Below are 26,853 nucleotides of genomic sequence, written 5' to 3' on the forward strand. Positions count from 1 at the left end.
CATGTCACGAACTCGTCATCTGCCCTCCCAAGAACGCAAGGAACTGACCGTGCGTGCCGTGGTGGAGCTATGCGGTGAACAGGACCCGGCGCGTATCACCACCGCCTCCATCGCCGAGCGCATGAAGGTGACTCAGGGGGCGTTGTTTCGTCATTTCACCGGCAAGGAGGAGATATGGCAGTCGGTCATGGCCTGGATCGCCGAGCAGGTCATGCAACGTCTCGAAAAGGCTGTCGCCCGGGCCGAGACGCCGCTGGCGATCCTGGAGGCCATGTTCATGGCGCATATCGGCTTCATCACTGAGCACCCGGGGGTGCCGCGACTGATGCTCGGGCAATTGCAGCACGCAGAGCCAACCTCCGCCACGCGATTGGTACGCTCCATGCTGGCCAGGTACCGCGAACGGCTCGCGGCCATTCTGTCGAAAGGCAAGGCGAGCGGTGAGCTGCGGGCCGATCTGGATGTCGAGGCGGCAGCCACCCAGTTCATCGGCACGGTACAGGGGTTAGTGGTTCAGTCGCTGATCGACGGCGACGTCACTCGCATCGCCGAACAAGCACCGGGCGCCTTCCTGCTCTATCAACGTGGTATTCAGGCCGGGGAGGGAGCATGAGTTTGTTATCGAAACGTGGTTGGCGTGGACTGCTAGTCGTGTCCGGCCTGGCGCTCGGCATCGGATTGATCGTCATCTTGGTATTGAATCGTCAAGCCCCTTCGCGAAGCGAGACAACAGCCGGCATACCGACCGTGAGCGTCATCGAAGCCAGGCCGCTGCCGTTTCGTATCGAAGCCAGAGGACATGGTGTCGCGCGACCTGCTCGAACCTGGCAGGCCATCGCCAATGTGCCGGGCCGAGTCGTCCATCGCCATCCGCAGCTGGAAGATGGCGTGTTGCTGCCGGCCGGCACGCTATTGCTGGAGATCGATCCTTCTCGCTATCGACTGGACGAAGCCGAGGCTCAGGCCGAACTGGCCAGTCTCTCCGCTGAGCAAGCCGAGTTAGAGATGGAGGCCGAGAATACGGGGCGACTGCTGGCTCTGGAGCGCGAACGTCTGCAACTGGCCGAGCGGGAGCTGTCGCGTATCCGGCGCCTGGCGGATAGCGGTTCGGTGTCGCGTTCGCGCCTTGATGAAGAAGAGCGTGCGACACTCTCGCAGCGCGAGACCGTGCAGTCATTGGAGAACGAACTACAACTCATCCCCTCGCGGCGCCAACGCCTGAAAGCGGAAGTCGAACGGGCCTCCACGCGTCTGGAACAGGCACGCCAAGATATCGAGGATACCCGTTTTGTTGCCCCCTACGATCTGCGCCTGGGCGAAGTCGAGGCCGAGCTACATCAGTACATCAACGCCGGTCAGCGGCTGTTTCAGGCCGACGGCGTGGCTGCTGCCGAGGTCGTCGCCCAGGTGCCGTTAAGTATGTTGCGACGGCTGATGGGGGTGTCAAGGCATTCCGACACCAAGGAGAGCGTACTGGATCTCAGCGAGCGGCTGGACTTTTCGACCATCGATGCCGAGGTACAGTTGGTTGCTGGGGGGAGCGCCCGCTGGCCAGCACGGGTGGTGCGCGTGGCCAGGGGATTGAACCCCGAAACGCGAGCAGCCCAGGTAGTGGTCGAAGTCGAGGAGCCTTATCGGCGTGCCTCTCCTCCTGAAAAGCCGGCCCTGCAACCCGATATGTATGTTCAGGTGCGGCTGTCCATCGAAGCACCGGAGCCATTGCTGGCAATACCGGCGACGTCGGTTCATCACGGAGAGGTCTACCTGGTCGACGGGCAGAAACGCCTTGAGCGTCGCTCGGTCGAGGTCGCTTTCGAACAGCATGACCTGGCAGTGATTGCCTCGGGCTTGGCAGGCGGCGAGACTGTGATCGTGGATGATCTGACACCGGCGATAACCGGGATGGCGGTCGATCCGCGGCGTGATGAGGAACTGGCACAGCGCTTGCGTCAGCGAGCGCTAGGAGAGGCGCCATGATCCGCTGGTTTGCTGGACATCCCACCGCCGCCAATCTGCTGCTGATCCTGCTCTTGGCCATCGGAGCCTTTGCGGCTCCTACTCTCAAGCGCGAGACCTTTCCAGACTACCTGCCTAGCGAAGTCGGTATCGAGGTCGAGTACCGCGGTGCCATTGCCGCGGATGTCGAGGATGAGATCTGTCGTCGTCTTCAAGATGCCCTTAACGGTATAGACTTTCTCGATGAGCTTGTCTGTGTGGCTCAGGATAACCTGGCCAGCGCCACGGCGACCATGGAGGATGAGGGCAATATTGGCCGCTTCCTGGACGACATTTCCACCGAGGTGGATGCCATCACCGATTTTCCCGAGCAGGCCGAACCCGCGGTGGTTCGCGAGCTGCATCGCAGCGATCTGGTGGCGGCGGTGGCGGTCGGCGGCGACATGCCGCTATCCGATCTGGAGGATTACGCCAAGACCCTGGAGGATCGGCTGCTGCGCCTGCCCGGTGTCGCCAAGATCGATATTCAGGGGCTCTCCCAGCGCCAGTGGCAGATCGAAGTGCGTCGCGAGGTGCTGGCCCAGTATGGGCTGTCGGCGAGCGAGTTGTCGGCGATCCTCGCCCGCCAGAACATCGATATGCCGTTGGGATCATTGGAAACCCCACACCAGGATGTCCAACTGCGCTTCACCGACCAGCGCCATACTTTGCGTGCGCTACGAAATGTTGTGGTCGTCTCCGGTGCCGAGGGAGGTGAGCTGACCCTGGGGCAGGTCGCTACCCTGCGGGAGACTCCCGAGCGGGAGGAAGAGAAAATCTGGTTCGATGGCCGGCGTGCTCTGGTATTGGAAGTGCACAAGACGCTGCGCGACGATGCCCTGGACGTGATGGATGCCCTGCAGGCAGTGGTCGAAAGCGAGCGCCGGCGCCTGGACGGCGAGGTATCGCTGACCCTGACCCAGGACATGACCAGCATCGTGCGTGATCGTCTGCAGATGCTGGTTGAGAACGGCATCATCGGTTTCGTGCTGGTAGTGCTGGTGATGAGTCTGTTCTTTCGGCCTCGATTGGCGCTGTGGGCGGTGCTTGGATTACCGGTGGCTTTCCTCGGGGCCTTCGCGGTCATGGGGTTGGCCGGATTGTCGTTGAACATGATCACCTTGGTGGCCTTGCTGATGGCGATCGGCATCGTCATGGATGATGCCATCGTGATTACCGACAACATCGCTGCCCACGCTCGGGAGGCCGCCACGCCGCTGGAAGCGGTGGTCGCGGGCACCCGCGGTGTGCTCCCCGGGGTGCTGTCATCCTTCCTGACCACGGTGGCGGTCTTCCTGCCGCTCTCCTTTCTCGCCGGCGAACTCGGCGATGTACTCGAAGTGCTGCCGGTGGCATTGATCGCCGCCCTGGCGGCCAGCCTGATCGAAGCCTTCTTCATCCTTCCCCACCATTTGAAGGGCGGCATCCCTCGCCTGCAAGCCGAGCCATCGCGCCTGCGCGCCGGCTTCGAGCGGCGCTTCGAGACCTTCCGTGACGGCGTCGGGCGTCTTGCCGATGGAGCGATTCGCTTTCGCTACGCGGTGCTGGGTGGCGTACTGGTGCTGTTGCTGGGGTCCGGGGGCTTTCTTGCCGGAGGGCATATCGGCAGCGAGGCGATGCCGGAGATCGACGGCGACGTGCTCGAGGCGCGTATCCTGATGCCCCAGGGCACGCCGCTTGCGCGAACCGAGACGGTGGCCGCCCAGGTGGTCAAGGCCATGCACGAGATAGACGAACGCTTGTCCCCGGAGCAGCCGGACGAGGAACCCTTGGTGCGCTCCACTCAGGTGCGTTTCAATCACAATCCCAGCGCCCAGGAAGCCGGGGCTCATGTCGCCACGGTGATGGTCGATCTGCTCACCGCGGAGCGTCGCAGTCTGAGCCTGGATGAACTGACCATGGCCTGGCGGCGAGAGATCGGTGATATACCCGGGTTGCAAAGTCTCATTATCCAGGAGCCAGGGTTCGGACCTGCCGGCATTCCGATCGAAGTTCGCCTGCAAGGGGAAGATCTGGAGGTGTTGAAAGATGCCGCCCTGGAATTCGCCGGACATCTGGAAGATTATACCGGCGTATACAACGTCATCGACGATTTGCGCCCGGGTAAACCGGAGAGGCGATTCTCGCTGGCTGAAGGGGCTCATGGATTGGGGCTTTCCGCCCAGGAGGTGGCCGCACAACTGCGAGCAGCCATGCTCGGTGAGATCAGCGATACGCTGCGGATAGGCGAATGGGATGTCGACGTCCTGGTGCGCCACGACCTGGAAGACCGGCAGAGCCTGGACGATCTCCAGGACCTGACGATCCGCCTTCCCGATGACAATCGGGTGCCGCTGAGCGTGGTGGCTAACATTGAAGAGGCACGTGGCTGGGCGCTGATCACTCGTGTCGACGGCCTGCGTACCGTCACGGTATCGGCCAACGTGGATGCGCGTCTCGCCAACGCCCAAGCCATCGTCAATGACATTCATCAGCATTGGCTGGCCGATTTCAAGTCAAACTATCCTGAGGTTGACGTCGCTTTCGAGGGGCAGGTGGCGCGCTCCGCCGAGACCGGTGGCTCGATTCAGCGTGCCCTGTTGATCGGACTGATCGGCATCTTCCTCATTCTCTCCTTCCAGTTCCGAAGCTACAGCGAGCCGCTGATCGTCATGCTATCGATTCCGTTGGCGTTTGTAGGTGCGTTATGGGGTCATGTGCTGATGGGCTTCTACTTGTCGATGCCATCGCTGGTCGGCGCGGCGTCCCTGGCCGGCATCGTGGTCAACAATGCCATCCTGTTGATCCAGTTCATCAAGGAACATCGCCGTGCCGGTATGACGATACACGCCGCCGCCGGACAGGCCAGCCGCGATCGCCTGCGCGCCATCCTGATCTCTGCGACCACCACCATCGCCGGTTTGTTGCCGCTACTGGCCGAGACCAGCGCCCAGGCGGCTGCCATTCAGCCACTGGTGATCTCGGTGGTGTTCGGTCTTTTGACCTCTACCGTGCTGGTGCTGGTGGTCATTCCGGCGCTGTATGTGATCTTCGACGATCTGGGCTGGGCGCGAGTGGAAGATGACATGACCCAGGCAGGAATGGAGGCGAGAGGAGCGAGTTGAGATGTCTCAACATTTCTATCGGGCGCTGCTGCCCGGTGGATGCAAGCAAACCAACGTGCAGTGAGGAGCAGACCATGGGCAAACAACAGACATACCGAGCCATCCTATCGACCGCCGTAGTAGCGTGCCTGGCATGGAGTGGAGGCGTCCTCGCAGCGGAACCGGTAGGCCCGAAGCTGACCGAGAAACTGCGTGGGCTGCTGGTAAAGGAGATGATTGAAATCGAGGCGGCGATGAAGGAGACCTATGGCGCCATCATCCAGGGCAAGCATGAGGAGGTAGCACAGAAGGGGCAGGCCATCCATGACAGCTTCATCCTCGAGCAGTCCCTGACCGAGCAGGACCGCCAGGACCTGAAAGCGGCGGTGCCCAAGGAGTTCCTGCAGATGGACCAGCGATTCCATCAACTGTCGGCGTCGCTGGTCGAGGCGGGGAAACAGAAAAATACTGAAGAGCAGCTCGAGACCTTCAACCGCATGACCGAGTCCTGTGTGGCCTGCCATAGCCGCTACGTGACAGATCGTTTTGAGGGGTTGGGAGACCAGTCGATTCCCATGAACTGGTGAACCGGTAAGCAGAGAGCGCGCTACAGAGGAGTCGCCTTGACCATCAGGCCGTTGAGATGATGGGGCGAAGGTTCCAGGAATGTACCAGGCAAGCTGCCCGGTACCAGCGCCCGTTGAGCTGTTGTCCTTATCGGCTAAGCTAAGCTTTTGAGGGTTTGATTTCAGTTGTGGAGGAATCATGACACGACAAGTGAAGTTGGTGGTTCTGGGCGCCGGCACGGCCGGGCTGACCGCCCTGAGTGAAGCGCGGCGCTATACGGATGATGTGCTGCTGATCAACGCTGGACCCTATGGTACGACCTGCGCACGGGTCGGCTGCATGCCCTCGAAGGCGTTGCTCGAGGTCGCCCATGCCTATGGCCGCCGCGACTGGCTCGGGGAGAGCGGTATACGTGGTACCGATACGCTCGAAGCCGATCTGGCCACGATCATGGCGCATGTGCGCAAGTTGCGCGATCGCTTTATCGCCGGTCCGATCGGCACCGCTGAATCATTGGGCGAGCGCAGCATTCACGGCCAGCCTCGCTTTCTCGATCCCACCACCCTCGAAGTGAACGGCGAGCGGATTCAGGCCGAGACCGTGATCATTGCCACCGGTACGCGTCCTATCCTGCCGGAGGCTTGGCGCGCTCTCGGTGATCGCGTGGTGACCTCCGACGATGTCTTCGAACTCCAGGCGCCGGGGCGACGCCTGGGCGTGGTCGGACTTGGCCCGATCGGTGTGGAACTAGGACAAGCCTTCGCTCAACTCGGTTGCGAGGTGCATGCCTTCACTCGTGGATCCAGCGTGGCGGGTCTGAGCGACCCGGATGTCAACGCCAGCCTGCTCGACGTGCTCAAGGGTCAGATGTCCGTCACTACCGAGACGGATGTAACGCTCCGCCAGGGCGACAAGGGCGTATTGATGCAAGGTGGAAGCCGAGAGGTAGAGGTCGACTGGGTGCTCGCCTCCCTGGGAAGGCGGCCCAACGTCGAGGGGCTGGGTCTCGATAACCTGGGCGTGGAACTCGACAAGCGAGGTGTGCCTCTTTTCGATGCGTCGACTCTGCGAATCGCCGATCTACCGATCTATATCACCGGCGATGTGAATGGGCTGCGCCCGCTGATGCACGAGGCGGCAGACGAAGGGCGCATCGCCGCCTATCACGCCCTACATCCCGAAGCCGAGTGTCTCAGCCGGCGCACGCCTCAAGGAATCGTCTTCACCGAGCCCGGCGCCGGGCATGCCGGGCTGACCCGAGCGGAGCTGCCGCAGAGCGGCGTGGTGACCGGCAGCGTCGACTTCGATCAGCAGGGCCGAGCGCTGATGGCGGGACGCAATGCGGGGCGCCTGCAGCTATACGCCGACGAGCGTGATGGGCGCCTGCTCGGCGTGGAGATGGTGGCCCCAGACGCGGAGCACCTGCTGCATCTGCTGGCCTGGTCGATTCAGCAGGAGTTGACCGTCGAACAGCTGCTCGAGATGCCGTTCTATCATCCGGTTGTCGAGGAAGGGCTGCGCACCGCCTTGCAAGCTGTTCGTCGCGAACTCGGCAAACGGCGCACCCAGCCCGATCTGCCGCTGTGTCATGAGCCGGCGGACTGGGCGCTGGGCTAACCGTTTGCCGAACTTGATGAATCTTCGAGGAGACACCTCGAGGCGCAGTTCAATAGACGTCTTCACGATAGCGCCCCTGGGCCTTGAGCGTTGCCACGTCCATGCCCAGCGGCGCAACGACCTCGTTCAGCGCCGCCATGACGCTTGCTGCCATGTTCCGGCCACCGCAGACCAGAATCTGTGCACCTTTTTCGATCAGCCGGCGTAGTTCCGGACCATTCGCGATGAGCTTGTCCTGCACATAGGCACGTTCATCGACGCGGGAGAATGTCGTGTTCAGCCTCGTCAGTCGCCGGTCCTCGAGATAGGTGCTCAGTTCAGGCTCATAGAGGAAGTCGGACTGCGGATTGCGACCGCCCCAGTAGAGGTGCATGGGGTGATGCGACGTGTTGTGGCGGATAAAACCGACCAGCGGCCCGATGCCGGTGCCTGCGCCGATCAATACCACCGGCGCCTTGCCGGAAGCGGGGCGGAAGTCCGGATTGGGCTGGATGAAGGCCTCGATGGTGCCGCCTATCGGCAGCGCATGGAGAAAGCCCGAACACAGGCCATCGGGATGATGACGCACGCAGATCTCCAGCATGCCATCCTTCGAGGCGGAAGCCAGGGAATAGAAGCGTGGCACCTGGCTGCCCGGCGGCAGGATGCCGACCAGGTCGCCGGCCTCGAAAGGCGGCAGGCCGGTGCGCCCCAGTAAACGGCTCAGCAGGCTGGCCTTTCCTCCATTTTCAGGCACCTTGAAACGCAGCACGGCGGTGGGGGCCTGCACCTCGGCGCCGTAATCGACCCGCTCGACAAGTTCCAGCGCGGTGGTGCGTGGCCGCACCGGGGTATGGACCAGCGTCAGGTCAATACTGAGCATCTTGCCCAGGGCGTTGCCCCAGCGGGTAAACTCCTGGGTTGACTGCCGGTCGATGGTGTCGAGCGGCAGCAGCCGCGGCCAGCCCCTGGCGGCAAGCGTCGAATCGACTTCCTTCGCGAACCCGCAGAACTGCGGGAACTGCCGGTCACCGAAGCCCAGCACGGCGACCGGGAGCTCCGGCGCCTTGGTGATCTTCTCGAGCCGCTCCAGGAATTGATTGGCCGAGGCCGGTGCATCGCCATCTCCGTAGGTCGCGGTGAGGATGAACAGCCGTTTCGCGCTACGATAACGCGGGGCCAGCTGGTTCATGGGGGCGGTATGCACACGATGGCCCGCCTGGACCAGACTGTCGTGCAGGGTCCTGGCGAAGCCCCAGGTCGTGTTGCCTTCGCTGCCGACGAGGATCACGCCATCCGCGGCGTTCGGCCCGCTGTTCGCGGAAAGCTTCGGCTTGGACCGCTGGCGTTTCCACCAGATCGTCATGCCGGTCACGGTCATCACCGGCACCGTCAGTGCGGCCAGGCCCAGGATCAGGCCAAGCCACCAGAGGCCTTCACCGGTGTGAAGCATATAGATGAATTCATAGAACTTGTGGGTGGCGTCATGGGGCTGGTAGGAGAGCCACTCGCCGCTGGCCTGATCGATATAACCGGCACCCTGGTCGGTACCCAGGGAGACCATGTCCGTGGGATCGTCCGGGTAGGGGTAGACCAGCTCTCGCAGGTCGCTTAAGTCCGTTGCCTGTAAAACCGGCAAGGTGTCAATGGCGGCGGGTGCGCCACCGCTGACCTCCAGCGGGAATTCGGGCTCGGCCTCCATTCCCTCCGGGGCCAGGCCGAAGGTGGTGGCGGACAGATAGGACCCGGTCAGCCCTGACAGCAGCAGGCCGAGAAGTGCCGCTCGGCCGAGCTCGATATGCAGCCGCTGGCTCAGGGTGCCGCGCACAGGACGCAGCAACTGACGCCATCCGCCCAAACGAGTCGCCAGCAGCATGGCACCAGAGATCGCCAGCACCACCATCGCCAGGGCCGAGATGCCCGCCACCGCGCGACCGGACATGTCAAGCAGCAAGGAGCGGTGCAGGTTCTTTACCCAACTCGTGAACGACGATGGCTCATAAGGGGCGACGGCCTGCCCGGTGCGTGGATCCACCCGATCGGCTCCCACCTGACCGTCTCGAGTGTAATAGACGATGAGGGTGCCCGAGGGCGTGCGCTCGATCTGCTCGGCCCCCGGGTAATGCTCTGCTACCTTGCCCGCCAGCTCGGCGACGCTGATCTGCCCAGCGGCGGGAACCACGGTCCCCGCCCGCTCGAGGGCCGGATCGAGCGACAGGATCGCCCCGGTCACCGTGAGAACGATGACGAACAGCGCTGCGATCAGGCCGGGTAGCGAATGCAGCTGGCGTAGCATGGTATCTGTGCTCCTTGTTCGATCGGAATCAGAAGGTGTAGTGGAACGACTGCACGTAGCCGCGTCCGGAGACCGGCTGGCCCGCGCCCTCGGTGGTCAGTGGCACGACGATGTCGGCACGATTGTCGCGCATGTCCTCGACGGCGGTATCCACGCGCACTTCATATCCTGCATCGATCTGCTCATCGGCAATGTCGAGGGTGATATTCAGGGCGCGGCCGCTGCCGACGCTGGCCCCGGTCAGACCGTCATATTCACTGCTGCGCTGACCGCTGCCTCGCGCCCAGTCCCGCAGGTGCTTGTAATATTTCGACTTCTCTCCGGCGATCCAGAGCGTATTCTGGTACTGGCCGTCGGCGTCGGTAAGATAAAGCGCCACATAGGCGCCATCGCCGCCGTAGCTTTTCAGCTCGGTGGTGAAGGTCACTTCGCGTGCCTGAGCGAGGGCCGGCAGCGTGATGGCGGCGGCAAGGCAGAGGGCAAGAGCAAGGGCAGTGGTGAATTTTTTCATCGTTTGTCTCCGCTGAATAGGCTGTCGGGTATTACCGCGTCCTCCGCGTACTCGATTTCCAGCTTGCGCAAGCGCAGCGATGCCGGGGAATAGTCAGCCTCGACCTTATTGCCATCCGGATCGAGGCCCTTGACCTCATAGCAGCCGTCATCGATCTTGATACGGCGCACCTGCCAGCCTTTGGCCTCTAGTTGCTGGCGTAGGATTTCACGAGGTTGCCAGTCGGCGACCGGGTCCTTGCAGTCGTGGTCTGCTTGAGCGGCGGGGGCGCTCAACAAGGTACATAGCGTGACGGTTGTAATAAGGGGGATGTTCATGATCTTCTCCATGCAAGATTCGCTGTCACTGTAGCTCGTTATGCTGACAACAGACTGAAGCGGCTGCGCCCGGTGGAATGTGCGGATGATCCAATCTCATTCAGGTGGCCGTCAGGTCGATCCGTTAGTCTCGGGGTATCGATGGCGTCAGGAGAAAGGGAATATGCGCATATTACTGATCGAGGACGCACCCACCTTGGGCGAGGCGGTGCGCGATCAGATCGCCGAGGATGGTCACGCGGTGGACTGGATGCAGACGCTTGAAGAGGCAAAGGCGTGTCTTGCGACCACTGCCTACGATCTTCTTCTGCTAGATCTACTACTGCCTGATGGAAACGGGCTCGATCTACTGAGGCGCTACCGCCGAGCCGGAGACACGACACCCGTCATCATTCTGACCGCCCGGGATCAGATTTCCGATCGTATCGCTGGATTGAATGCCGGCGCGGACGATTATCTCGTCAAACCTTTCGACCTGTCAGAATTGTCAGCGCGAATCGCTGCCGTGGCGCGACGTTACACGGGCAACCCCAATCCACTGATTCATGTGGGCGAGCTGGAGATCGATCTGGTTGATCGTTCGCTGCGCCGGGCCGGGCATGTCGTCGAACTGACGGCTCGGGAATGGGCGCTGCTTGAGGCGCTCGTGCAACATCCGAACGCGCTGCTGTCACGATCGCAGCTCGAGGATCGCCTGTATGCCTTCGGCGCGGAGATCGAAAGCAATACCGTCGAGGTGCATATCAGCCGCATGCGCAAGAAGCTGGGGCGCGCCACGATCGAGACGGTACGCGGCATGGGCTACCGGCTGGGGCGAACATGAGCGAGACGATCAGCCTGCAGCGCCGTCTCGGGGTTGGCCTGACCCTTGGTGTGGTGTTGCTCTGGTTGGTTGCAACCACACTGACAGTGTTCATCGTGCAGCATTCCATCGACAGAACCCTCGACAGCTCTCTGGAAGAGACCGCGCAGCGCATCTTGTCCCTGGCCGTCGTGGAGATATTCAGCCGGGAAGAGTCCAATCTGCTTCAACAGGTCGCCTCTTTGCGCCCCCATGAGGAATACATCACCTACCTGGTGCGAGGAGCGAATGGTACGCCCTTGCTCATATCCCATGATGTCGATCTGTCCGTCTTTCCCGAAACGCCGCAGACGGGTTTGCGCAGTACCACGACACATCGGCTTTACGGCACCTCGGCGGTCAGCGATACCTTCTTCATCGAGGTTGCCGAACCCTTGACCTATCGCCGTCAAGCGACCCGGGAGATGCTGGCGATGCTGCTGTTGCCGTTGGCGGTGCTGGTACCGCTCAGCCTGATCGGCATCTGGTGGTTCGTGCGCCACAGCCTGGGTAGCCTGCTGGCCTATCGGCAGGCACTCGAGGCGCGTAACGCTGGAGATCTATCACCGGTCGAGGCTCAGCGCCTGCCGGCGGAACTCGTGCCCATCGCCGAGGCGGTGGATCAGTTGCTGGCGCGGTTGCGCCGCGCTCTGGAGGCGGAACGCAGCTTCACCGCCAACAGCGCCCATGAATTGCGCACGCCGTTGGCGGCATCTCTGGCCCAGGTGCAGCGCCTGCGCCGTGAAGCGCCACCGGGGCCGCTACAGGATCGGGCCGGGCGAATCGAGGACTCGCTACGTGAGCTGTCCCGATTGTCAGAAAAACTGATGCAGTTGGCCAAGGCCGAAAGCGGAGGACTGCTGGCCGAGACGCCGCAGAACGTTCTGCCGATCGTCGTCCACGTCGTCGATGACTTTCGACGCGTCTTCGGGACGCGCCTCGAGCTGTCGTTGCCCAGGAAAGAGCGAATAGTCTCGTCGATCGATCCGGATGCCCTGGCGATTCTGCTACGCAATCTGATTGAAAACGCGCTCAAGCACGGGCAGCAAGATCAATCCGTCGAGGTCGCCGTGTCGAACGAAGGCGTATTGCGGGTGATCAATGCGGGGCCGGTGGTGCCCGCAGAAGATCTGTGTCGACTGACGGATCGCTTCACCCGGGCGAATACCCGGGCCGGCGGCTCCGGCCTGGGGCTCGCCATCGCCCATGCGATCGCCCTGGGGGCCGGCGTCTCTCTGGCGCTTATCTCTCCTGCAACAGGCCGAAAAGACGGGTTCGAGGCGAGCCTGCGGCTACCACGCTGAGCTCCCCTGACCAATATCAACGGCATGCTGTTGAAGCGACAAATGCTCGACGCCGACCAATTGATCAGGGTCAAGAAATGGGTCGCCAGAATGGAGGCGCTAATAACTAAAAAGCGAGACGATATGCCCGGCGCAGGAGGTTCTATCTCTACCTGCGCCTGGCACCGTCTTCCATCGGCTTAAGCGATGTTCGAACCCGTCACTCGACGGTCAAGATCATCTTGATGGCTTTCTCCTTTGCCGCATCGGTGAAGATATCATAGGCCTTTTCGATCTCGTCGAGCTTGAAGCGGTGGGTCACCAGCTCTGCTGGCTCTACGTCGCCGCTTTCTACGGCACGCATCAGTACGGGGATGGTGTTGGTGCTGACCAGGCCGGTCCGCAGAGTAATGTTCTTGATCCATAGGTCCTGCAATTGGAGATCGACACTCTTTCCGTGCACGCCCAAATTAGCGATGTGTCCGCCCGCCCGAACGATCTGCTGGCAGACATCGAAGGTTTCGGGAATGCCCACTGCTTCCATGGCCACGTCGACACCTTCGCCATCGGTCAGCGCAAGAATAGCCTCGACGGGATTACTGGAAATGACATCGGTGGCGCCAAGCTGTTTGGCCATGGCCAAACGATTCTCGTCGGGATCGACCATGATGATGCGCGCCGGAGAGTAGAAACGCGATGTCATCAGCGCCGCCAGGCCGATGGGGCCGGCGCCGACGATGACCACCGTGTCGCCCAGCTTGACCTCGCCGTTGAGGGCGCCAATCTCGTGACCGGTGGGCAGGATGTCGCTGAGCATCACCGCTGCCTCCCGGTTCATGTCATCGGGTAGTGGAAACAGGCTGTTGTCGGCATGGGGAGTGCGTACATATTCGGCCTGGGTGCCGTCAATCAGGTGGCCGAGAATCCAGCCGCCGTCGCGGCAGTGGGCATAGATGCCGCGCTTGCAGTAGTCGCAGCGGCCGCAGGAGGTAACGCAGGAGATCAGCACCTCGTCGCCGACCTTGATATTGCTCACGCCGTCACCGACTTCTTCCACCACTCCCACGCCTTCGTGGCCCAAAGTACGGCCATCCTCCACGGCGGGTACATCGCCTTTCAGAATGTGCAGGTCGGTGCCGCAGATGGTGGTATGGGTGATGCGCACCACCGCGTCCGTGGGCTTCTCGATGCTTGGACGCGGCTTGTCCTCCCAACGGCGCTTGCCGGGGCCGTGAAATACCAATGCCTTCATGATGCTTCCTCCTTGAGGATTAAAAGCTGCAACTGGCAGTCGATGCCAAGTACTACCAGGCCAGGGTGGCATGGGTCGTCTAGGGCACTCTTGATTCACATCAAGGCAAGGATTGATCAATTAGTTAAATTATAAAATGAGCGGGAGATTCCAAGCGCGAGCTCACAATCGTGACGAATTGGTTAGTTGCTCGAAGACTTTGATCTTCAGCTTCCTGTAAGGCGCGTATACATCAATGCAGGGACAAGGTGGTTCATCAAATGAACAAGGGAGATCAGCATGCAAAAGCGAAGCCTGGTACTGATGATGGCTGGAGTGGTAGTGGCAGGGGCGGCCTTGGCCGCCGAGGATGAATTGATGAGCCGCGCCCAGGCGCTGTTCAAACCAATTCCGGAGCAGCCACCGGAGATGGAGGGCAATCCCAGCACGCCTGCCAAGGTGGAGCTTGGCAAGATGCTCTATTTCGAGCCGAGGCTGTCGAAAAGTCATGCCATCAGCTGCAATACCTGCCATCTGGTGGGGCTCGGTGGCACCGACATGCTTGAAACCTCCATCGGGCATCGCTGGCAGGTGGGCGGGCGCAACTCGCCCACGGTGCTCAACGCAGTATTCAATACTGCCCAGTTCTGGGACGGGCGCGCCGCGGATCTCGCCGAGCAGGCCGGGGGGCCGTTGATCAACCCGGTGGAGATGGCGACCACGCACGAGCATGCGGTGGAAATGCTTGAAGGTATTCCCGGTTATCAACCGGTTTTCGAGGAGGCTTTCCCGGACGCGGAAGATCCCATCAATATCGATAATGTGCAGGACGCCATTGCCTTGTTCGAGGCGACGCTGATCACGCCCAATGCGCCTTTCGACCAATATTTGAAGGGGGACGCCGACGCCCTGAGCGATCAGCAGAAGACCGGGCTCGAGCTGTTCGTCAACAAGGGCTGCGCCGCTTGTCATAGCGGCATCAATCTTGGCGGTGATCAATATCAGCCCTTTGGCGTGGTGGAAAAACCCGGTGCCAATTTCCTGCCGCCGGAAGACAAGGGACGTTTTGCAGTCACGGAGTCCGCTTCCGATGAGTACGTCTTCAAAGTGCCGAGCCTACGCAACATTGCCCTGACGCCGCCGTATTTTCATAGCGGCAAGGCCTGGGACTTGAAGCAGGCCGTGGCGGTAATGGGGGTGGCGCAACTCGGGTCCGAGTTGAACGACGAGGAAGTGGAATCGATCACCGCGTTCCTGCACAGCCTGACCGGCGAGCAACCCCGGCTGGAATATCCCATCCTGCCGCCGAGCACGGCAGATACGCCGCGTCCGGAGCTGGGTATCGATCAATAGCTTGAATCACGGCGTGGCGCGTCATCATGCCACGCCGTCTTGCCCGGAAAACAGAAATCCAAAGACGGAGCACAACCACCTGCTTATCAGAACCTTGAACAGCAAAATAAGGAATTAATGATCGATATCCCGAGTGCTCATTATCCCCCTTCTTTTTTTATATTCCTGCGATCTTCCTGAGACATGGCTTGTCGTGCATTTTTCTTGAAGCACCCCACTAAAAATTTTCCATTTTAAGCCTCCTGTAAGGTCGGGCTGCCACCATGACGACATGCCGATTCGGCATGTACCCGAAAAAAGCAATCAAGACCGTGAAAAGGAGAGTCGATATGCAAATTCGTTATGTGCTGGTTGCCGCCGCCGCCCTGTCGTTTGCCGGTGTCGCCGTTGCTGCCCCTCAATGCACCGATGCACCGGAGTCCGAATGGATGAGCGAGGACGCCATGCAACAGCAGCTTGAGGATCAGGGTTACCAGATCGATCGATTCGTCGTTACCGACACAAACTGCTACGAAATCTATGGAGAAGACAAGGAAGGCGTGAAGGTCGAAATCTACTTCAACCCGGTCAACGGCGAGGTCGTGGAGGAGCATCGCAATGACTGATAACGGGGAAACCAGCACTGGGGCCCGGGATGATCGGGTCAAGGTCTGGGACCCGGCGGTGCGTATCTTTCACTGGAGTCTGGTGACGGCATTTGCCGTCGCCTACTTCACCCCGGATAGCAATCGTGATGTCCACGAATGGGCCGGCTATGTGGCATTGGGTCTGGTGGCTTTTCGCTTGATCTGGGGCGTAATCGGCAGTCGTCATGCACGTTTCAGCGATTTCGTACCCGGGCCGGCAAAGCTGGCGAATTATGTGCGCCAGATGATCCGAGGCCAGGAGCCGCGCTATCTCGGCCACAACCCCGCGGCGGCGATCATGATTCTTTTTCTGCTCATTGCCGTCGGCGTGATCGGCGTCAGCGGCTGGCTGCTGACCACCGACTGGGGCTGGGGCAGCAAGACGATCGAGGAGATACATGAAATATCGGTGAACGTCACGCTCGTGGCCATTGGGCTCCATGTGGCTGCGGCGATCTATGAAAGCTTTCATCAGCGAGAGAATCTGATTCGTTCCATGGTAACCGGCTACAAGCGGCGTTGACCAATGCCTTCTTATGAACAGGAGCTGCTTGAAGGATATCGAGAAGTAGCGGCAAGCAAGGCTTGTTGTTTGAACATTATATAGGGGGGTGGGCAATGAATTATCGGGACACTCAGCGGCGTTACGGCGTCGTCAGTCTTTTATTTCACTGGACGATGGCGCTTCTTGTCATTGTCCAATTCATGGCGCTCAGTGGTTACATCAACGATGGTGATCACTGGATTGGTAATACCATAGTGCCTTGGCATGTGGATGTCGGTTTATTACTGCTTGTGCTCGTATCACTTAGAATCATCTGGATGCTGAGCCAGCGACAACAGCGTCCCGAAGTACATGGTCAGGGCGCCATGCAGCTTCTGGCTAAAGGCGGACATTTTCTGCTCTATGCGTGCATGGTGCTGATGCCGGTGACAGGTATTCTACTCATGGTGGGAGGAGGTCACGGTCTTGGATTCCTGGGCATCGAACTCGTTGCCGAGAGCGAGAAGAAAATTTCCTGGGCCGTTGCATTGGGCGAGTGGCACGCCCAGATTTCCTGGCTGTTCGTTGCGCTGGTGCTCGGTCATTTCGCGGCGGCGCTTTATCATCACTTCGTCAAGCACGACGATACGCTCTTGCGCATGACGACAAAACGTTTCGAGCAAAGCTGAATCTGGGGCCCGCCCTCCAGGCGGTTTTCAAACGTTTCGCAAACAGGATATTCGGCAAGCAAGTACGACAGGTATCTGGCGAGACAGGCCGTCCAAGTAAAGATCAAGTGTCATATGGTTGCCGTGCAATAACCAGCGCCACTGCCTTTCCGGGGCAGTGGCGCTGGTTTTTACCTTTACAGCAAGCGTTATTGCTGCAATACGTAGGTGCCCGGCGCATCCGCGATAGGCGAATAATCCTGGCCGCCCATCTCCGGTGGCGCAACCTGTTCCTTGGCGGAACGCTCCACCAGCCAGGCTTGCCATACCGGCCACCAGGAGCCTTGTTGACGGGGGATCGTCTGTTGCCAGGTATCCGGGTCGATATAGCTTTCCCTTTCCTTGCGCGTTTCGACCTGGTAGGTGCGACGCGGATGCCCGGGTTCGCTGACGATGCCGGCGTTGTGACCGCCGCTGGTGAGCAGGAAGGTCACTTCCTCCGCATCGGACAAGAGGTGGATCTTGTAGGCAGAGCGCCAGGGGGCGACATGATCGCTTTGTGTTGCCACGGCGAAAAGCGGCACGTTGATATCGGTGATGGCGATGGGTCGGTCGCCGACGATGTAGCGCCCGGCTGCCAGGTCGTTGTCGAGATAGAGCCTTCGTAGATACTGGGAGTGCATCTGATAGGGCATGCGTGTCAGATCGGCGTTCCAGGCCATCAAGGCGATCATGGGCTGGCGTTCTCCCAGCATGTATTCGCGCACCATTCGCGACCAGACAAGATCGTTGGAGCGCAGCAGCTGAAAGGCGCCAGCCATCTGGTAACCACCAAGATAGCCTCGTTCCTGCATCATGCTTTCGAGGTAATCGACTTCGCTTTCGGTGATGAAGAGCGACAATTCACCGGCTTCGGTGAAGTCGACCTGGGTGGCGAGGGTGCTCATCGAGGCCAGGCGATCATCGCCGTCCCTGGCCATCATGGCGGCCTGTATCGTCAATAGCGTGCCGCCCAGGCAGTAACCCACCGCGTGGATCTTCTGATCGGGAACGATGGCGGATACCACATCCAGCGCCGCGGCGGGACCGAGCCTGCGATAGCTGCCCATGCCCAGGTCTCGATCTTCCGAGGTGGGGTTGCGCCAGGAGATCATGAACACCGTATGACCCTGGTCCACCAGATAGCGCACCAGGGATTTCTCCGCCGTCAGATCAAGGATGTAATATTTCATGATCCAGGCGGGCACGATCAGTACCGGCTCCGCGTAGACCTTCTTGGTGGTCGGGGTGTACTGGATCAGTTCGATCAGGTGATTGCGATAGACCACCTTGCCTGGGGTAGTCGCAAGATCTTCACCGACCTTGAATTGCTCTGCACCCACCGGCGGGCAGCCAGTCAGCCGTCGTTCCCTATCCTCGCAGAAGTTTTCCCAGCCGCGCACAAAGTTCATGCCGCCCTGCTGTATGGTCGCGTCGATCACCTCCGGGTTGAGCCAGGGAAAGTTGGAGGGCGACCAGCGATCGAGCATCTGGCGACCAATGAAGGACACCACGTTTTCGGTGCTTTTCGACAGTCCATCGATATTGGTGGTGGCGTTTTCCCACCATTCTTGCTGTAGCAGAAACGATTGATAGATAAAGTTGTAGGGCCAGCGGGACCAGGCTTCACCGGAAAAACGGTCGTCCTGAAGCGTCGGCTCGATGCAGGGCTGAGTGCCCGTGGACATGTTGGCTCGGCGAATATGGCGCAACAGGTGCTCGACCTTGAAGCCCACATCCTCGGCCAGTTCCATCTGCTTGCCCGGGGACATGGCGAGATGGGCGAGCCACTCGTAAATCACCGTGGAGACACCGGCCGGCGTGATGCCACCGGTCAGGGTGGCCATGTTCGCCTTGAAGGCCTGGTCCATCATGCGAGGTGCGTAGCGGGTGGACAGCAGGGACGATGGTTGACGATTCTGATTCATGTCGATCAACTCCTTATCGATAGGCCTCAGGAGCACTGCATCGCTTGAGCGAATGCATGATGTCTCCATGCTGCCAAATAACCTGGATCAGGTCGAATCCTTGGGTGGCGCGCTAAGTTCCAGCCCTACTCCTTGGGCCAGTTTTGCGATCTCATCGAAGTGGCGCCGGTACTCGCTCGAATCGAGCACCGCGTAGTTGAGGTTCTTCATCTCGCTTGCCAAGGCGGTGAAGTACTCCCGGATGGCCTCTTTATCATCGAAGGCATACTCCGAACTGACCAGCGGATAGATCAACGCCAGGCTCCGCCGTTGGCGTTCGGCAGACGTGCTGCCGTCCACGTCGTCGAAGGCGTCCTGCTGCAAGTAGACCAGGTCGAGAAAGCTCGCCTTGTGATAGGTGAAAAAGTCCTCGATGGTGATGCCTTCGTCCCCGGTGACCTGCATCATCTGGTTGACGTCTTCCCCGTCGTGAAGAAGCTTGAGCAGTTCATCGATGCGTGCCGGCCACTCGGCGCCGAGGCGCTCGGCGATGGCGGGCTCGAGCTCCGCCCGGTAGCGGGACCAGGACAGCAGCGGGTCCACCGCCGGATAGAAGCGCTTGTAGGCGCGCTCGGAAGACAGGCCAAGAAACGCCTTGACCGTGCTCAGGGTCGCCTGGGTCACCGGCTCCTCGAAGTTGCCCCCGGAGGGGGAGACGGTGCCGATCAAGGTGAGGCTGCCGCTGTCGCCGGTGTTGTTGCGGATCACGCCGGCTCGTTCGTAGACGCTGCGCACCGCCGAGTCCAGATAGGCGGGATAGGCCTCCTCGCCGGGAATCTCCTCCATGCGCCCCGAGGTCTCGCGCATCGCCTGGGCCCAGCGCGAGGTGGAGTCGGCGATCATCAGCACGTCGAGTCCCATCTGGCGGTAATATTCGCCGAGGGTGATGCCGGTGTAGATGGAGGCTTCCCGAGCGGCCACCGGCATCGAGGAGGTATTGCAGATGATCACCGTACGGTCCATCAGCGAGCCGCCGGTGGTGGGGTCGTTGAGCTGGGGGAACTCGGTGATGGTTTCCACGACCTCGCCGGCCCGTTCGCCACAGGCGACGATGATCACGATGTCCACGGTGGAGTGGCGGGCGATCAGGTTCTGCAGCACCGTCTTGCCGGCGCCAAAGGGCCCGGGAATACAGGCGGTGCCGCCGGTGGCGATGGGGAAGAAGGTATCGATCACCCGGATGGTGGTATCCAGCGGCCTGCTGGGATAGAGCCGTTCGCTGGCGTAGCTGTCCAGCAGGCGCTTTGGCAGGGGGTTACGCACCGGCCAGCGCTGGGCCAGGGTGACCTGTCGCTCGGCGCCGGACGCATCCACCAGTCGCGCTATTGGCACATCCACGGTGAAGCTGCCTTCCTGAATCCAACTGACTTCCTGCTCCCCCCGGGCGTCGAAGGGCACCATGATGCGATGGGTGAAACGGCCTTCCTGCACGGTGCCGAGGGTATCGCCGGCGCGAAGCTTGGTGCCCATACGCACTGTCGGCGAGAAGGACCATTTGGTGGTCCTGTCCAGCGCGCCCAGGTGCAGACCGCGGGGCAGGAAGAAGCCGGAGCGCAGGGCGATCTGCTCCAGAGGGTTCTGCAGGCCGTCATAAATCTGACCAAGCAGGCCGGGGCCGAGGGTGACGGAAAGCATCTCGCCGGTCTGTGCCACATCATCGCCCACAGAAATGCCACCGGTATCCTCGAAGACCTGGACGTCCGCGCGCTTGCCCTGCACCCGTAAAACCTCCCCCTTGAGGCGCAGTTCGTGGTTTTTGCCATCGTCTTTTTGATGTTGGGCGGGAAGAATATAGACCACCTCGTTCTTCATCAGCCCCTTCGAGCGCTCGGTGGCCTCGATGACCACGATGTCGTCTTGAACGCTGACCACTCGGCAGTCGCGATGGACTTCCTGCTTAACAATCATTTTCAAACTCCTGGTAAGAATGGGCTTTTCCGGCGGCAAGCCTTCGCGAGGGCGCTGTAAACCCGTCCCTGGGCGCTACTTTTGCCATCCATGGCAAAAGACCCTCGCTACGCCTTGCCGCCGGCGCCCATTTCAACCGCGGGCGATGAAAGAAATTTTCGGCGATGGCCCTCTTCATTCCCGTTCTCCCGCAAAAAGCGCCCCGTAGTCGCCGAGTCCGCGCTCGATATCCGCCTGTAGCCGACGCTGTGCCGCCTCGGCGTTGTAGCGTTGCCAGGCGGCAATCAGGCGCCAGCGCAGCCAGTAGATGACGACCTCGCGAAAATCGAAACGATCATACCGGCGCGCCCGGGCAAGTCGGCGCCAGCTTTCCTCGATCAACAGCCGTTCCAGCTCCCGGGGACGATCCTGCTCGAGATGGTCTCGGGCCTCGGCGAGCCAGGGAAAGACCGCGCCCACGCCGAACAGCGATACCTGCCAATGGGTGCTGATATGCGCCAGGCGTGGACCAAACCCCCAGGTCTCACCCAGAGACGGCGCAGGATCACCCCGACGACGCCGGCGCAGGGCCGTCACCAGGGTGTGGTGTTCGAGCATCGTCTCGACGAGATCATCCACGCCGTGTTCTGCCAGCAGTGGTGCCGCTTGCCGATAGCGCTGGATATAGGCACCGGTGGAAATGTCCAGGCCCATGTATTGCCAGTCGAACAGGGTGACCAGCATCTGCAGGCTGTCGCGATGGGCCTCGCGCAGCGCCTCGAGGCGATGTTCCAGGCGGATCGACGAGATCGGCAGCGGCTCGCGTCCGAAGGGGGTTGCGGGCAAGGCCGGCAGGCTTGAGAGCAGATCGATGTACTGATGACGCTTAGACATGCCTATTGGTGACATAGCTATTTGACGATACCCTCGAGCATGGCGCGAAAACGTGGTTGCAGATGTGCCAGCAAAAACTCCGACACCGCCTCGTCACTGATATCGAGCTCCATCTCCTGCTCGTGCAGGCGGACGCGCAGGCCGCTGGCATGTTCGCCGATCGAGAAGCGCACGCCCTCGCGCAGCACCTCCCGGGCCTGGGCGACCACGAAGCAGGAGAGCGTGCCTTCCTTGAGCTCCTCCGGGCGACGACGCAACTCTTCGAGCCCCAGCACGTCTCGGGGCAGCATCACTTCCACATCCTTTTCCGCATCCAGCGGCGTGTCGCTTCGGGTCCGGGCGGCGAGTTCGAGGATCAACCGCTGCAACAGGTCTTCCTGGGACAGCGTCTGGCCCACCAGCCAGCGCAGGTGATCACGAAAGCGGTGGGTCAAGGTGGTCTGCATCTCCAGCACGCTGTCCCGGGCAGCCACCCGCAGTGCTTCCTTGGCGGAATTCTCCAGGCGCCTGGCGTCTTCCCGGGCCTGCTCACGCAGCGCCTGGGCGTCCTGTTCCGCCTGTTCGATCATCCAGGTGGCGCGCTTTTCCGCATCCTCCACGATGCGTCGGGCCTCTTCCCGGCCCTGCTCGACCCCTTCACCCCGAAGCCGTTCGATCAGCGACTCGACGCCGGAAGAGGCGCCTTGGGGAGCCGTTTCTGATTGACTCATAGAGTTAACTCCTCGAAATCACTGCGCCGGAATGCTGCCACCGATCACCAGGGCGAAGATGAAGGCGAACACCCCGAAGCCTTCGACGATCGCTGCCGGCGCAATGGACAGGCCGAAGATTTCCGGCTTGCTCTTTGAGCTGTTGATCGCCGAGGCGCAGCAGCTACCTTGATAAACCGCGCTCAACAGCAGCGCTACTCCGGCAAGGATGCCCACGGAGAACAGCCCCGGGGAGGTCTCGATGGTGACCGGGCGCTGCAGGGTGAACATCACCACGATGCCGTAGATGCTCTGGGAGGAAGGCATGGCCGAGAGCCCGATGAAACGGCCATGACCGGACTCGGTCTCGAGCAGGGCGCCAATGGCCGCTTGCCCGGCGATGGCGCAGCCGATGATGCTGCCGATGGCCCCCAGGGCCATGGGGCCGTAAAGTCCCGCCCAGCCCAATGCGATGATCAGTTGCTCCATAGCGTGGTCTCCGTTTTCCTGAATGCTTTGAAGGGATATCCCTCGTCCGAGATGCCCCAGTGATAGAACTCGATGAGATTGAGCCGCAGCCCGTGAACCACGCCGCTGACCACCGCCAATACGAAGTTCAGCGTGTGGCCGATGATCAGGATCAGTACGTAGAGCAGAATGCCGAGGCCGGGATAGGCTGCTGCCGCATCCGCGGCAAGCTGGTTGAAAGTGACCGCCAAAGAGGCGCTGGCGAGCCCAAGAGCGAACAGGCGCAGATAGCTCAGTACGTCGCCGAAGGCCCGGGTCACATCGGTCAGGGCATAGAGCCCACCGCCGACCCGTTTGAGCAGATCCAGCGGCTCGTGGATAGGACGGGTATCCGTGAAAGCGAAGACGGCGATAAGTCCCAGGGCAAGGGCAAGCCCACCGCCGGGTATGCCGTAATAAAGCATGACCCCTGCCACCAGGCCGACGATCCAACCCAGCGGCGCCAGCATGGCGCTATGGCCCCGGTGGTACCAGGCCACGGTGGCGTTGGCGATGACCAGGTGTGCCAGGCCAATGCCGATCGCCAGCTGCATCATCTGGCCGAAGTCGTTGACGTCGAGAAGCTTGAGGCGTGAAAGCCAGCTTTCCGGCGGCGGGCTCCAGCCGAAATAGCTGCCGGCCAGCACCCCATAGACCAGGGTGAAGCCCACCAGCACGAATCCCAGGGTGCGCACCCGCGTTCCGGCTCGGCTTTGCTTGAGACGCTTTGAAAAGAACAGCATTGCGCCGAGCAGCAGCAGTGCGTAGCCGGCATCCGCCAGAATCATGGCGAAGAACACCGCAAAGGAGAAGAAGATCACTCTGGACGGATCCCAGTTGCGATAGCCGGGCATCTGATAGAACTCCACGATCTCCGCGCCGCCGGCGGTACGCTCGTCGTTGTCGAGCAGGGTGGGAGGCTGATCTTCTGGCCCCACCGGCTCAATGAGCAGGGCGAGCCCCTGTTCTTCGGCAAGACGCCGGATGTTCTCGAGGGCAGTCTGAGGCACCCAGCCCTGCACGGCGAAGATCGCGTCATCATCTCGAGTAAGATGCTGCGCCTGCTTCAGACTCGCGGCGTCGTCTGCCCGAGCTTGATGGCGATGCAGCAGATGGATCCAGCGGGTCAGCGCCTCGCGTTCGGCGACGGCTTCATCGAGGCGTACCACCAGGCGCTGCAGGTCCTCCTGCAGTTGCCGGCGCGGCACGCTGCCGGTATGGGTGCGAGGCACCGGCATGGCATCCGCTGCAGGCTCTTCTGGACTGATGACCGCGATATAGCGATTACGGTTGTCGCGATGTACCTCCTGCCAGGGAAGCTCCACGTCGGCAAGCTGGCGCGCCCGGTAGTTGGGCACCTCGTAGAACCACAGGCGATGTCCGGCGAGGCTTTCCAGGGGCGGAAAATCGAAATCCCCCCAGGGCTCGAGATCCTTCAGGCGCCGCCGGGTGAAATCGATGCTGTCCTCCAGATCCCGCATACGGCGTTGATTGTCCAGGGCGCGTTCGACGATGACCTGATGATCGAAGTCCGGATCGTTGGGTACCTGATGACGCTTGACCGGGCAGTCGAGCAGATAGGCCAGCGCCTTGCGCGTATCGCCGGAGACTGCGCTGGCAGGCGCATCCTGTTTTTCCGGTCCCAGGTCGATCAGGTGCATGGCGCCAAGGCCCTGCAGGTCGCGCAGCGTGGCCTGCTTGCCGCCGTGGCTGCCGAGCAGGGTCATTCGGCTCAGTGCCACGATACTCATGGGCGCACTCCCTGGGCCTGCTTGCGCTTGGCGAGCTTTGCCCGTACCACCGCGGAGCGTTCACCGTCGGCGAGATGGATACGGATGCGGCGAATGTTCTCCCGGGTACGGGGAATCAACACCTTGTCGAACAGATTGACCCGCTGGGTGACCTGCTTGACCGCGCGCTCCAGGCGCCGCAGCCGCTCTTGCTCTACCTGCAGGCGCACCGTCAGCGCCAGGGCTTCGCGCAGCGCTTCCTGATAGCGATCCAGCCAGTGGGGCGTGGTTAGCGCCGGGAAGTCGGCGGGTTCGATATCGACCTCCTCGAGGATCGGAAGATGAACGCCGAGCAGGTTGTGCTCGCGCAGATGCACCTGGGTGACCCGGGCCAGGCTCTTGAGTTTCAGGGTGTCGTCACCGGCCATGGGCAACCGATCACGCACCTTGGCTACCAAGGCGTCCAGCTCGGCCTCGCTTTCCCGCAGCGTCTCCCGGGCGTGCAGGCGCTCGGCGATCAGCTGGCGACGCTTGAGATCCAGAGACGGCAGCAGTCGTTGAAACTGCTGGAGCCGGGATTGCTCCCGGTGCAGGGCCGTCTTGTTTAGCGAGAGTCTTGCCACGTCATTTCCTCAAAACGATCTGCTGCGCGTCGGCCATACTTCGTTAAATCCGAGCGAAAAATGCTCATTTACCCCAGTAAACTGCGCGTTTTCGCTCGGATTTGCCTCGTCTGGCTCTAGCTCGCTAGATCGTCGGCACGTTCTCTTTTCCGCTGACTGTTTTGCACTATCAGCTTGCAGTACCAGCTTGGATTTCTTCCGCACCCCGACGCTTCTTGCCAGGAAAATACTTGTCGATGAGCTGCTGACGCATGACCAGTTCCTTGGGCTCGAAGCATTCCGCCAGGGTCTCCCAGGCCAGATCCAGGGCGCGCTCCAGAGGCAAGGAGACGGATACGTCCATGAAGCGCTTCTCGAACAGATCGCCGAAGCGCAACAGATTCTCGTCGAAAGCGGAGAGCTCGAAGGCCATGGCGCGCTTCTGCTGGGCGTCCCGGGCGCCGGCGTAGAGACGGATCATGGTGTTCATCAGCGCGCCGTGATCTTCCCGGGTGCTCTTGCCGATCACGCGTTGCTTGAGTCGGGAGAGGGAGCCGAAGGGGTCGATCTGGCCGTTGCGCAGATAGAACTGACCCTCTGTGATGTAGCCGGTGTTGTCCGGGACCGGGTGGGTGACATCGTCGCCGGGCATGGTGGTGACGGTAAGCACCGTCACAGACCCGGCGCCGTGGAAGTCGCAGGCCTTTTCGTAGCGCCGCGCCAACTGGGAGTAGAGATCCCCCATGTGGCCGCGATTCGATGGCACCCGCTCCATGCTGATGCCGACTTCCTTCAGGGCGTCGGCGAAGGCGGTCATGTCCGTGAGCAGCACCAGCACTCGCTTGCCTTCCTCCACGGCGAAACGCTCCGCCACCGCCAGGGCCATGTCCGGTATCAGCAGCCGCTCCACCACCGAGTCCGAGGCCAGATTGGTGAACATCACCGTATGGGCGAATACCCCGGCATCGAGGAAGCGCTGTCGGAAGTAGTGATAGTCATCGAAGATCAGACCCATGCCACCGAATACCACCACGTCTGCGTCCGCGTGGATGGCGATGCGTGCAAGCAGAGCGTTGTAAGGTTCACCGGCCACGGAGAAGATGGGAATCTTCTGGCTTTCCACCAGGGTGTTGAAGACGTCGATCATTGGCACGTCGGTGCGAATCATGCGACTCGGCATTATTCGGCGCATGGGATTGACCGAAGGTCCGCCGATATCCACCCGGCGATCCTCAGTAAGCGCTGGGCCGCGATCCATGGGTTCACCGAGGCTGTTGAAGGCGCGTCCCAGCACGTTCTGGGAGCAGGTGACCTGCATGGGATGGCCGAGAAAGCGCACGGATGCCTGAGTGGTCAGGCCGGCGGTGCCGCCGAAGACTTGCAGTGAGACCACGTCGTCATCGATGCGGATCACCTGGGCGAGCACCGTTTCGCCGTCCGCCTTGCGCAGGCTGGCAATGTCCCGAAAGCGTGCCGGGGTAGGCTGATTCCCATCGCCGGTGGGCACACGCACCTGCACGATGCCGCCGACGATGCTGAGGATGTTGCGATAGTGACTAAGAGGTTGTGACATGCCGGGCCAATAGCTCCACTCAAGAGGGCTTTGTCTCGGCATGACTCAAACAACGCTGCCGAGGACAGCGTGAAATTTGTCTAGGGAAGGGGAGCTATATATTTATAACTATTT

Annotated in this window: 23 protein-coding genes; 11 read left to right on the forward strand and 12 right to left on the reverse strand. The window is 61.2% G+C overall.

What is annotated here, in order from left to right; all coding sequences use genetic code 11:
* Position 1 precedes the first annotated feature (1 nt).
* From ACPF7Z_RS04530 to ACPF7Z_RS04550, 5 genes are all read left to right on the forward strand, one after another.
* On the forward strand, positions 2–613 hold the full coding sequence (locus tag ACPF7Z_RS04530; protein WP_425191982.1) for a TetR/AcrR family transcriptional regulator: 612 nt from the start codon (positions 2–4) through the stop codon (positions 611–613).
* Positions 610–1,977, forward strand: a complete 1,368-nt coding sequence (locus tag ACPF7Z_RS04535; protein ID WP_425191984.1) for an efflux RND transporter periplasmic adaptor subunit — start codon at positions 610–612, stop codon at positions 1,975–1,977. The genes ACPF7Z_RS04530 and ACPF7Z_RS04535 overlap by 4 nt, the downstream gene beginning before the upstream one ends.
* Positions 1,974–5,099, forward strand: coding sequence for an efflux RND transporter permease subunit (locus tag ACPF7Z_RS04540; protein WP_425191985.1), 3,126 nt, complete (start codon positions 1,974–1,976; stop codon positions 5,097–5,099). The genes ACPF7Z_RS04535 and ACPF7Z_RS04540 overlap by 4 nt, the downstream gene beginning before the upstream one ends.
* Positions 5,100–5,173: 74 nt before the next feature.
* Entirely contained in the window at positions 5,174–5,665 is a 492-nt protein-coding gene (locus ACPF7Z_RS04545) for a hypothetical protein (RefSeq protein WP_425191987.1), read from the forward strand.
* Between the two features lie 178 nt (positions 5,666–5,843).
* Positions 5,844–7,262 carry a dihydrolipoyl dehydrogenase gene (locus ACPF7Z_RS04550; protein ID WP_425191989.1) on the forward strand — a complete coding sequence of 473 codons (1,419 nt, stop codon included), beginning with the start codon at positions 5,844–5,846 and terminating at the stop codon, positions 7,260–7,262.
* Positions 7,263–7,311: 49 nt separating this feature from the next.
* Here the strand turns inward: ACPF7Z_RS04550 and ACPF7Z_RS04555 are convergent, their stop codons facing one another.
* From ACPF7Z_RS04555 to ACPF7Z_RS04565, 3 genes are read right to left on the reverse strand one after another with little or no spacing between them, the layout of a single operon-like run.
* Positions 7,312–9,537, reverse strand: a complete 2,226-nt coding sequence (locus ACPF7Z_RS04555) for a PepSY domain-containing protein (RefSeq protein WP_425191991.1) — start codon at positions 9,535–9,537, stop codon at positions 7,312–7,314.
* Positions 9,538–9,565: 28 nt separating this feature from the next.
* Positions 9,566–10,048, reverse strand: a complete 483-nt coding sequence (locus tag ACPF7Z_RS04560) for a DUF2271 domain-containing protein (RefSeq protein ID WP_425191992.1) — start codon at positions 10,046–10,048, stop codon at positions 9,566–9,568.
* Positions 10,045–10,365, reverse strand: coding sequence for a PepSY domain-containing protein (locus ACPF7Z_RS04565; protein ID WP_425191994.1), 321 nt, complete (start codon positions 10,363–10,365; stop codon positions 10,045–10,047). The genes ACPF7Z_RS04560 and ACPF7Z_RS04565 overlap by 4 nt, the downstream gene beginning before the upstream one ends.
* A gap of 163 nt (positions 10,366–10,528) precedes the next feature.
* On the opposite strand from ACPF7Z_RS04565, the gene ACPF7Z_RS04570 reads away from it, so the two are divergent.
* Together ACPF7Z_RS04570 and ACPF7Z_RS04575 are read left to right on the forward strand one after the other, a co-directional pair.
* On the forward strand, positions 10,529–11,188 hold the full coding sequence (locus ACPF7Z_RS04570; protein WP_425191995.1) for a response regulator: 660 nt from the start codon (positions 10,529–10,531) through the stop codon (positions 11,186–11,188).
* Positions 11,185–12,510 (forward strand): ATP-binding protein, encoded by a 1,326-nt coding sequence (locus ACPF7Z_RS04575; RefSeq protein WP_425191996.1) that lies wholly within the window; start codon positions 11,185–11,187, stop codon positions 12,508–12,510. The genes ACPF7Z_RS04570 and ACPF7Z_RS04575 overlap by 4 nt, the downstream gene beginning before the upstream one ends.
* A gap of 199 nt (positions 12,511–12,709) precedes the next feature.
* Here the strand turns inward: ACPF7Z_RS04575 and ACPF7Z_RS04580 are convergent, their stop codons facing one another.
* Positions 12,710–13,741, reverse strand: coding sequence for a zinc-dependent alcohol dehydrogenase family protein (locus ACPF7Z_RS04580; RefSeq protein WP_425191997.1), 1,032 nt, complete (start codon positions 13,739–13,741; stop codon positions 12,710–12,712).
* Positions 13,742–14,020: 279 nt separating this feature from the next.
* Here ACPF7Z_RS04580 and ACPF7Z_RS04585 point away from each other — a divergent pair, with 279 nt between their 5' ends.
* The 4 genes from ACPF7Z_RS04585 (at position 14,021) to ACPF7Z_RS04600 (ending at position 16,872) form a co-directional block, all read left to right on the forward strand.
* Entirely contained in the window at positions 14,021–15,073 is a 1,053-nt protein-coding gene (locus tag ACPF7Z_RS04585; protein ID WP_425191998.1) for a cytochrome-c peroxidase, read from the forward strand.
* Between the two features lie 329 nt (positions 15,074–15,402).
* Complete coding sequence (locus tag ACPF7Z_RS04590; RefSeq protein ID WP_425192000.1) at positions 15,403–15,678, forward strand: PepSY domain-containing protein; 276 nt, start codon at positions 15,403–15,405, stop codon at positions 15,676–15,678.
* Complete coding sequence (locus tag ACPF7Z_RS04595) at positions 15,671–16,222, forward strand: cytochrome b/b6 domain-containing protein (RefSeq protein WP_425192001.1); 552 nt, start codon at positions 15,671–15,673, stop codon at positions 16,220–16,222. The genes ACPF7Z_RS04590 and ACPF7Z_RS04595 overlap by 8 nt, the downstream gene beginning before the upstream one ends.
* Positions 16,223–16,317: 95 nt before the next feature.
* On the forward strand, positions 16,318–16,872 hold the full coding sequence (locus tag ACPF7Z_RS04600) for a cytochrome b (protein WP_425192002.1): 555 nt from the start codon (positions 16,318–16,320) through the stop codon (positions 16,870–16,872).
* Between the two features lie 188 nt (positions 16,873–17,060).
* On the opposite strand, the gene ACPF7Z_RS04605 is transcribed toward ACPF7Z_RS04600, so the two are convergent.
* The 8 genes from ACPF7Z_RS04605 to ACPF7Z_RS04640 all read right to left on the reverse strand — a co-directional run bounded on the left by ACPF7Z_RS04605 (position 17,061) and on the right by ACPF7Z_RS04640 (position 26,739).
* Positions 17,061–18,818, reverse strand: a complete 1,758-nt coding sequence (locus tag ACPF7Z_RS04605) for a PHA/PHB synthase family protein (protein ID WP_425192003.1) — start codon at positions 18,816–18,818, stop codon at positions 17,061–17,063.
* An 87-nt stretch (positions 18,819–18,905) separates the two neighbouring features.
* The gene (locus ACPF7Z_RS04610; RefSeq protein ID WP_425192004.1) at positions 18,906–20,765 is read right to left on the reverse strand and encodes a V-type ATP synthase subunit A; all 1,860 of its coding nucleotides are present in this window, start codon (positions 20,763–20,765) and stop codon (positions 18,906–18,908) included.
* A 174-nt stretch (positions 20,766–20,939) separates the two neighbouring features.
* The gene (locus ACPF7Z_RS04615; protein WP_425192005.1) at positions 20,940–21,638 is read right to left on the reverse strand and encodes a hypothetical protein; all 699 of its coding nucleotides are present in this window, start codon (positions 21,636–21,638) and stop codon (positions 20,940–20,942) included.
* Between the two features lie 17 nt (positions 21,639–21,655).
* Positions 21,656–22,348 carry an ATPase gene (locus tag ACPF7Z_RS04620; protein WP_425192006.1) on the reverse strand — a complete coding sequence of 231 codons (693 nt, stop codon included), beginning with the start codon at positions 22,346–22,348 and terminating at the stop codon, positions 21,656–21,658.
* 18 nt (positions 22,349–22,366) lie between these two features.
* On the reverse strand, positions 22,367–22,816 hold the full coding sequence (locus tag ACPF7Z_RS04625; RefSeq protein WP_425192007.1) for an ATP synthase subunit C: 450 nt from the start codon (positions 22,814–22,816) through the stop codon (positions 22,367–22,369).
* Positions 22,804–24,585 carry a V-type ATP synthase subunit I gene (locus ACPF7Z_RS04630; protein ID WP_425192008.1) on the reverse strand — a complete coding sequence of 594 codons (1,782 nt, stop codon included), beginning with the start codon at positions 24,583–24,585 and terminating at the stop codon, positions 22,804–22,806. The genes ACPF7Z_RS04625 and ACPF7Z_RS04630 overlap by 13 nt, the downstream gene beginning before the upstream one ends.
* A complete protein-coding gene (locus ACPF7Z_RS04635; protein WP_425192009.1) occupies positions 24,582–25,187 on the reverse strand; it encodes a V-type ATP synthase subunit D in 606 nt (201 codons plus the stop codon). The genes ACPF7Z_RS04630 and ACPF7Z_RS04635 overlap by 4 nt, the downstream gene beginning before the upstream one ends.
* A 169-nt stretch (positions 25,188–25,356) precedes the next feature.
* A complete protein-coding gene (locus tag ACPF7Z_RS04640) occupies positions 25,357–26,739 on the reverse strand; it encodes a V-type ATP synthase subunit B (RefSeq protein WP_425192010.1) in 1,383 nt (460 codons plus the stop codon).
* Between the last annotated feature and the right edge of the window lie 114 nt (positions 26,740–26,853).

This window comes from Halomonas sp. GXIMD04776, assembly GCF_049808615.1.
Lineage (GTDB): Bacteria > Pseudomonadota > Gammaproteobacteria > Pseudomonadales > Halomonadaceae > Modicisalibacter.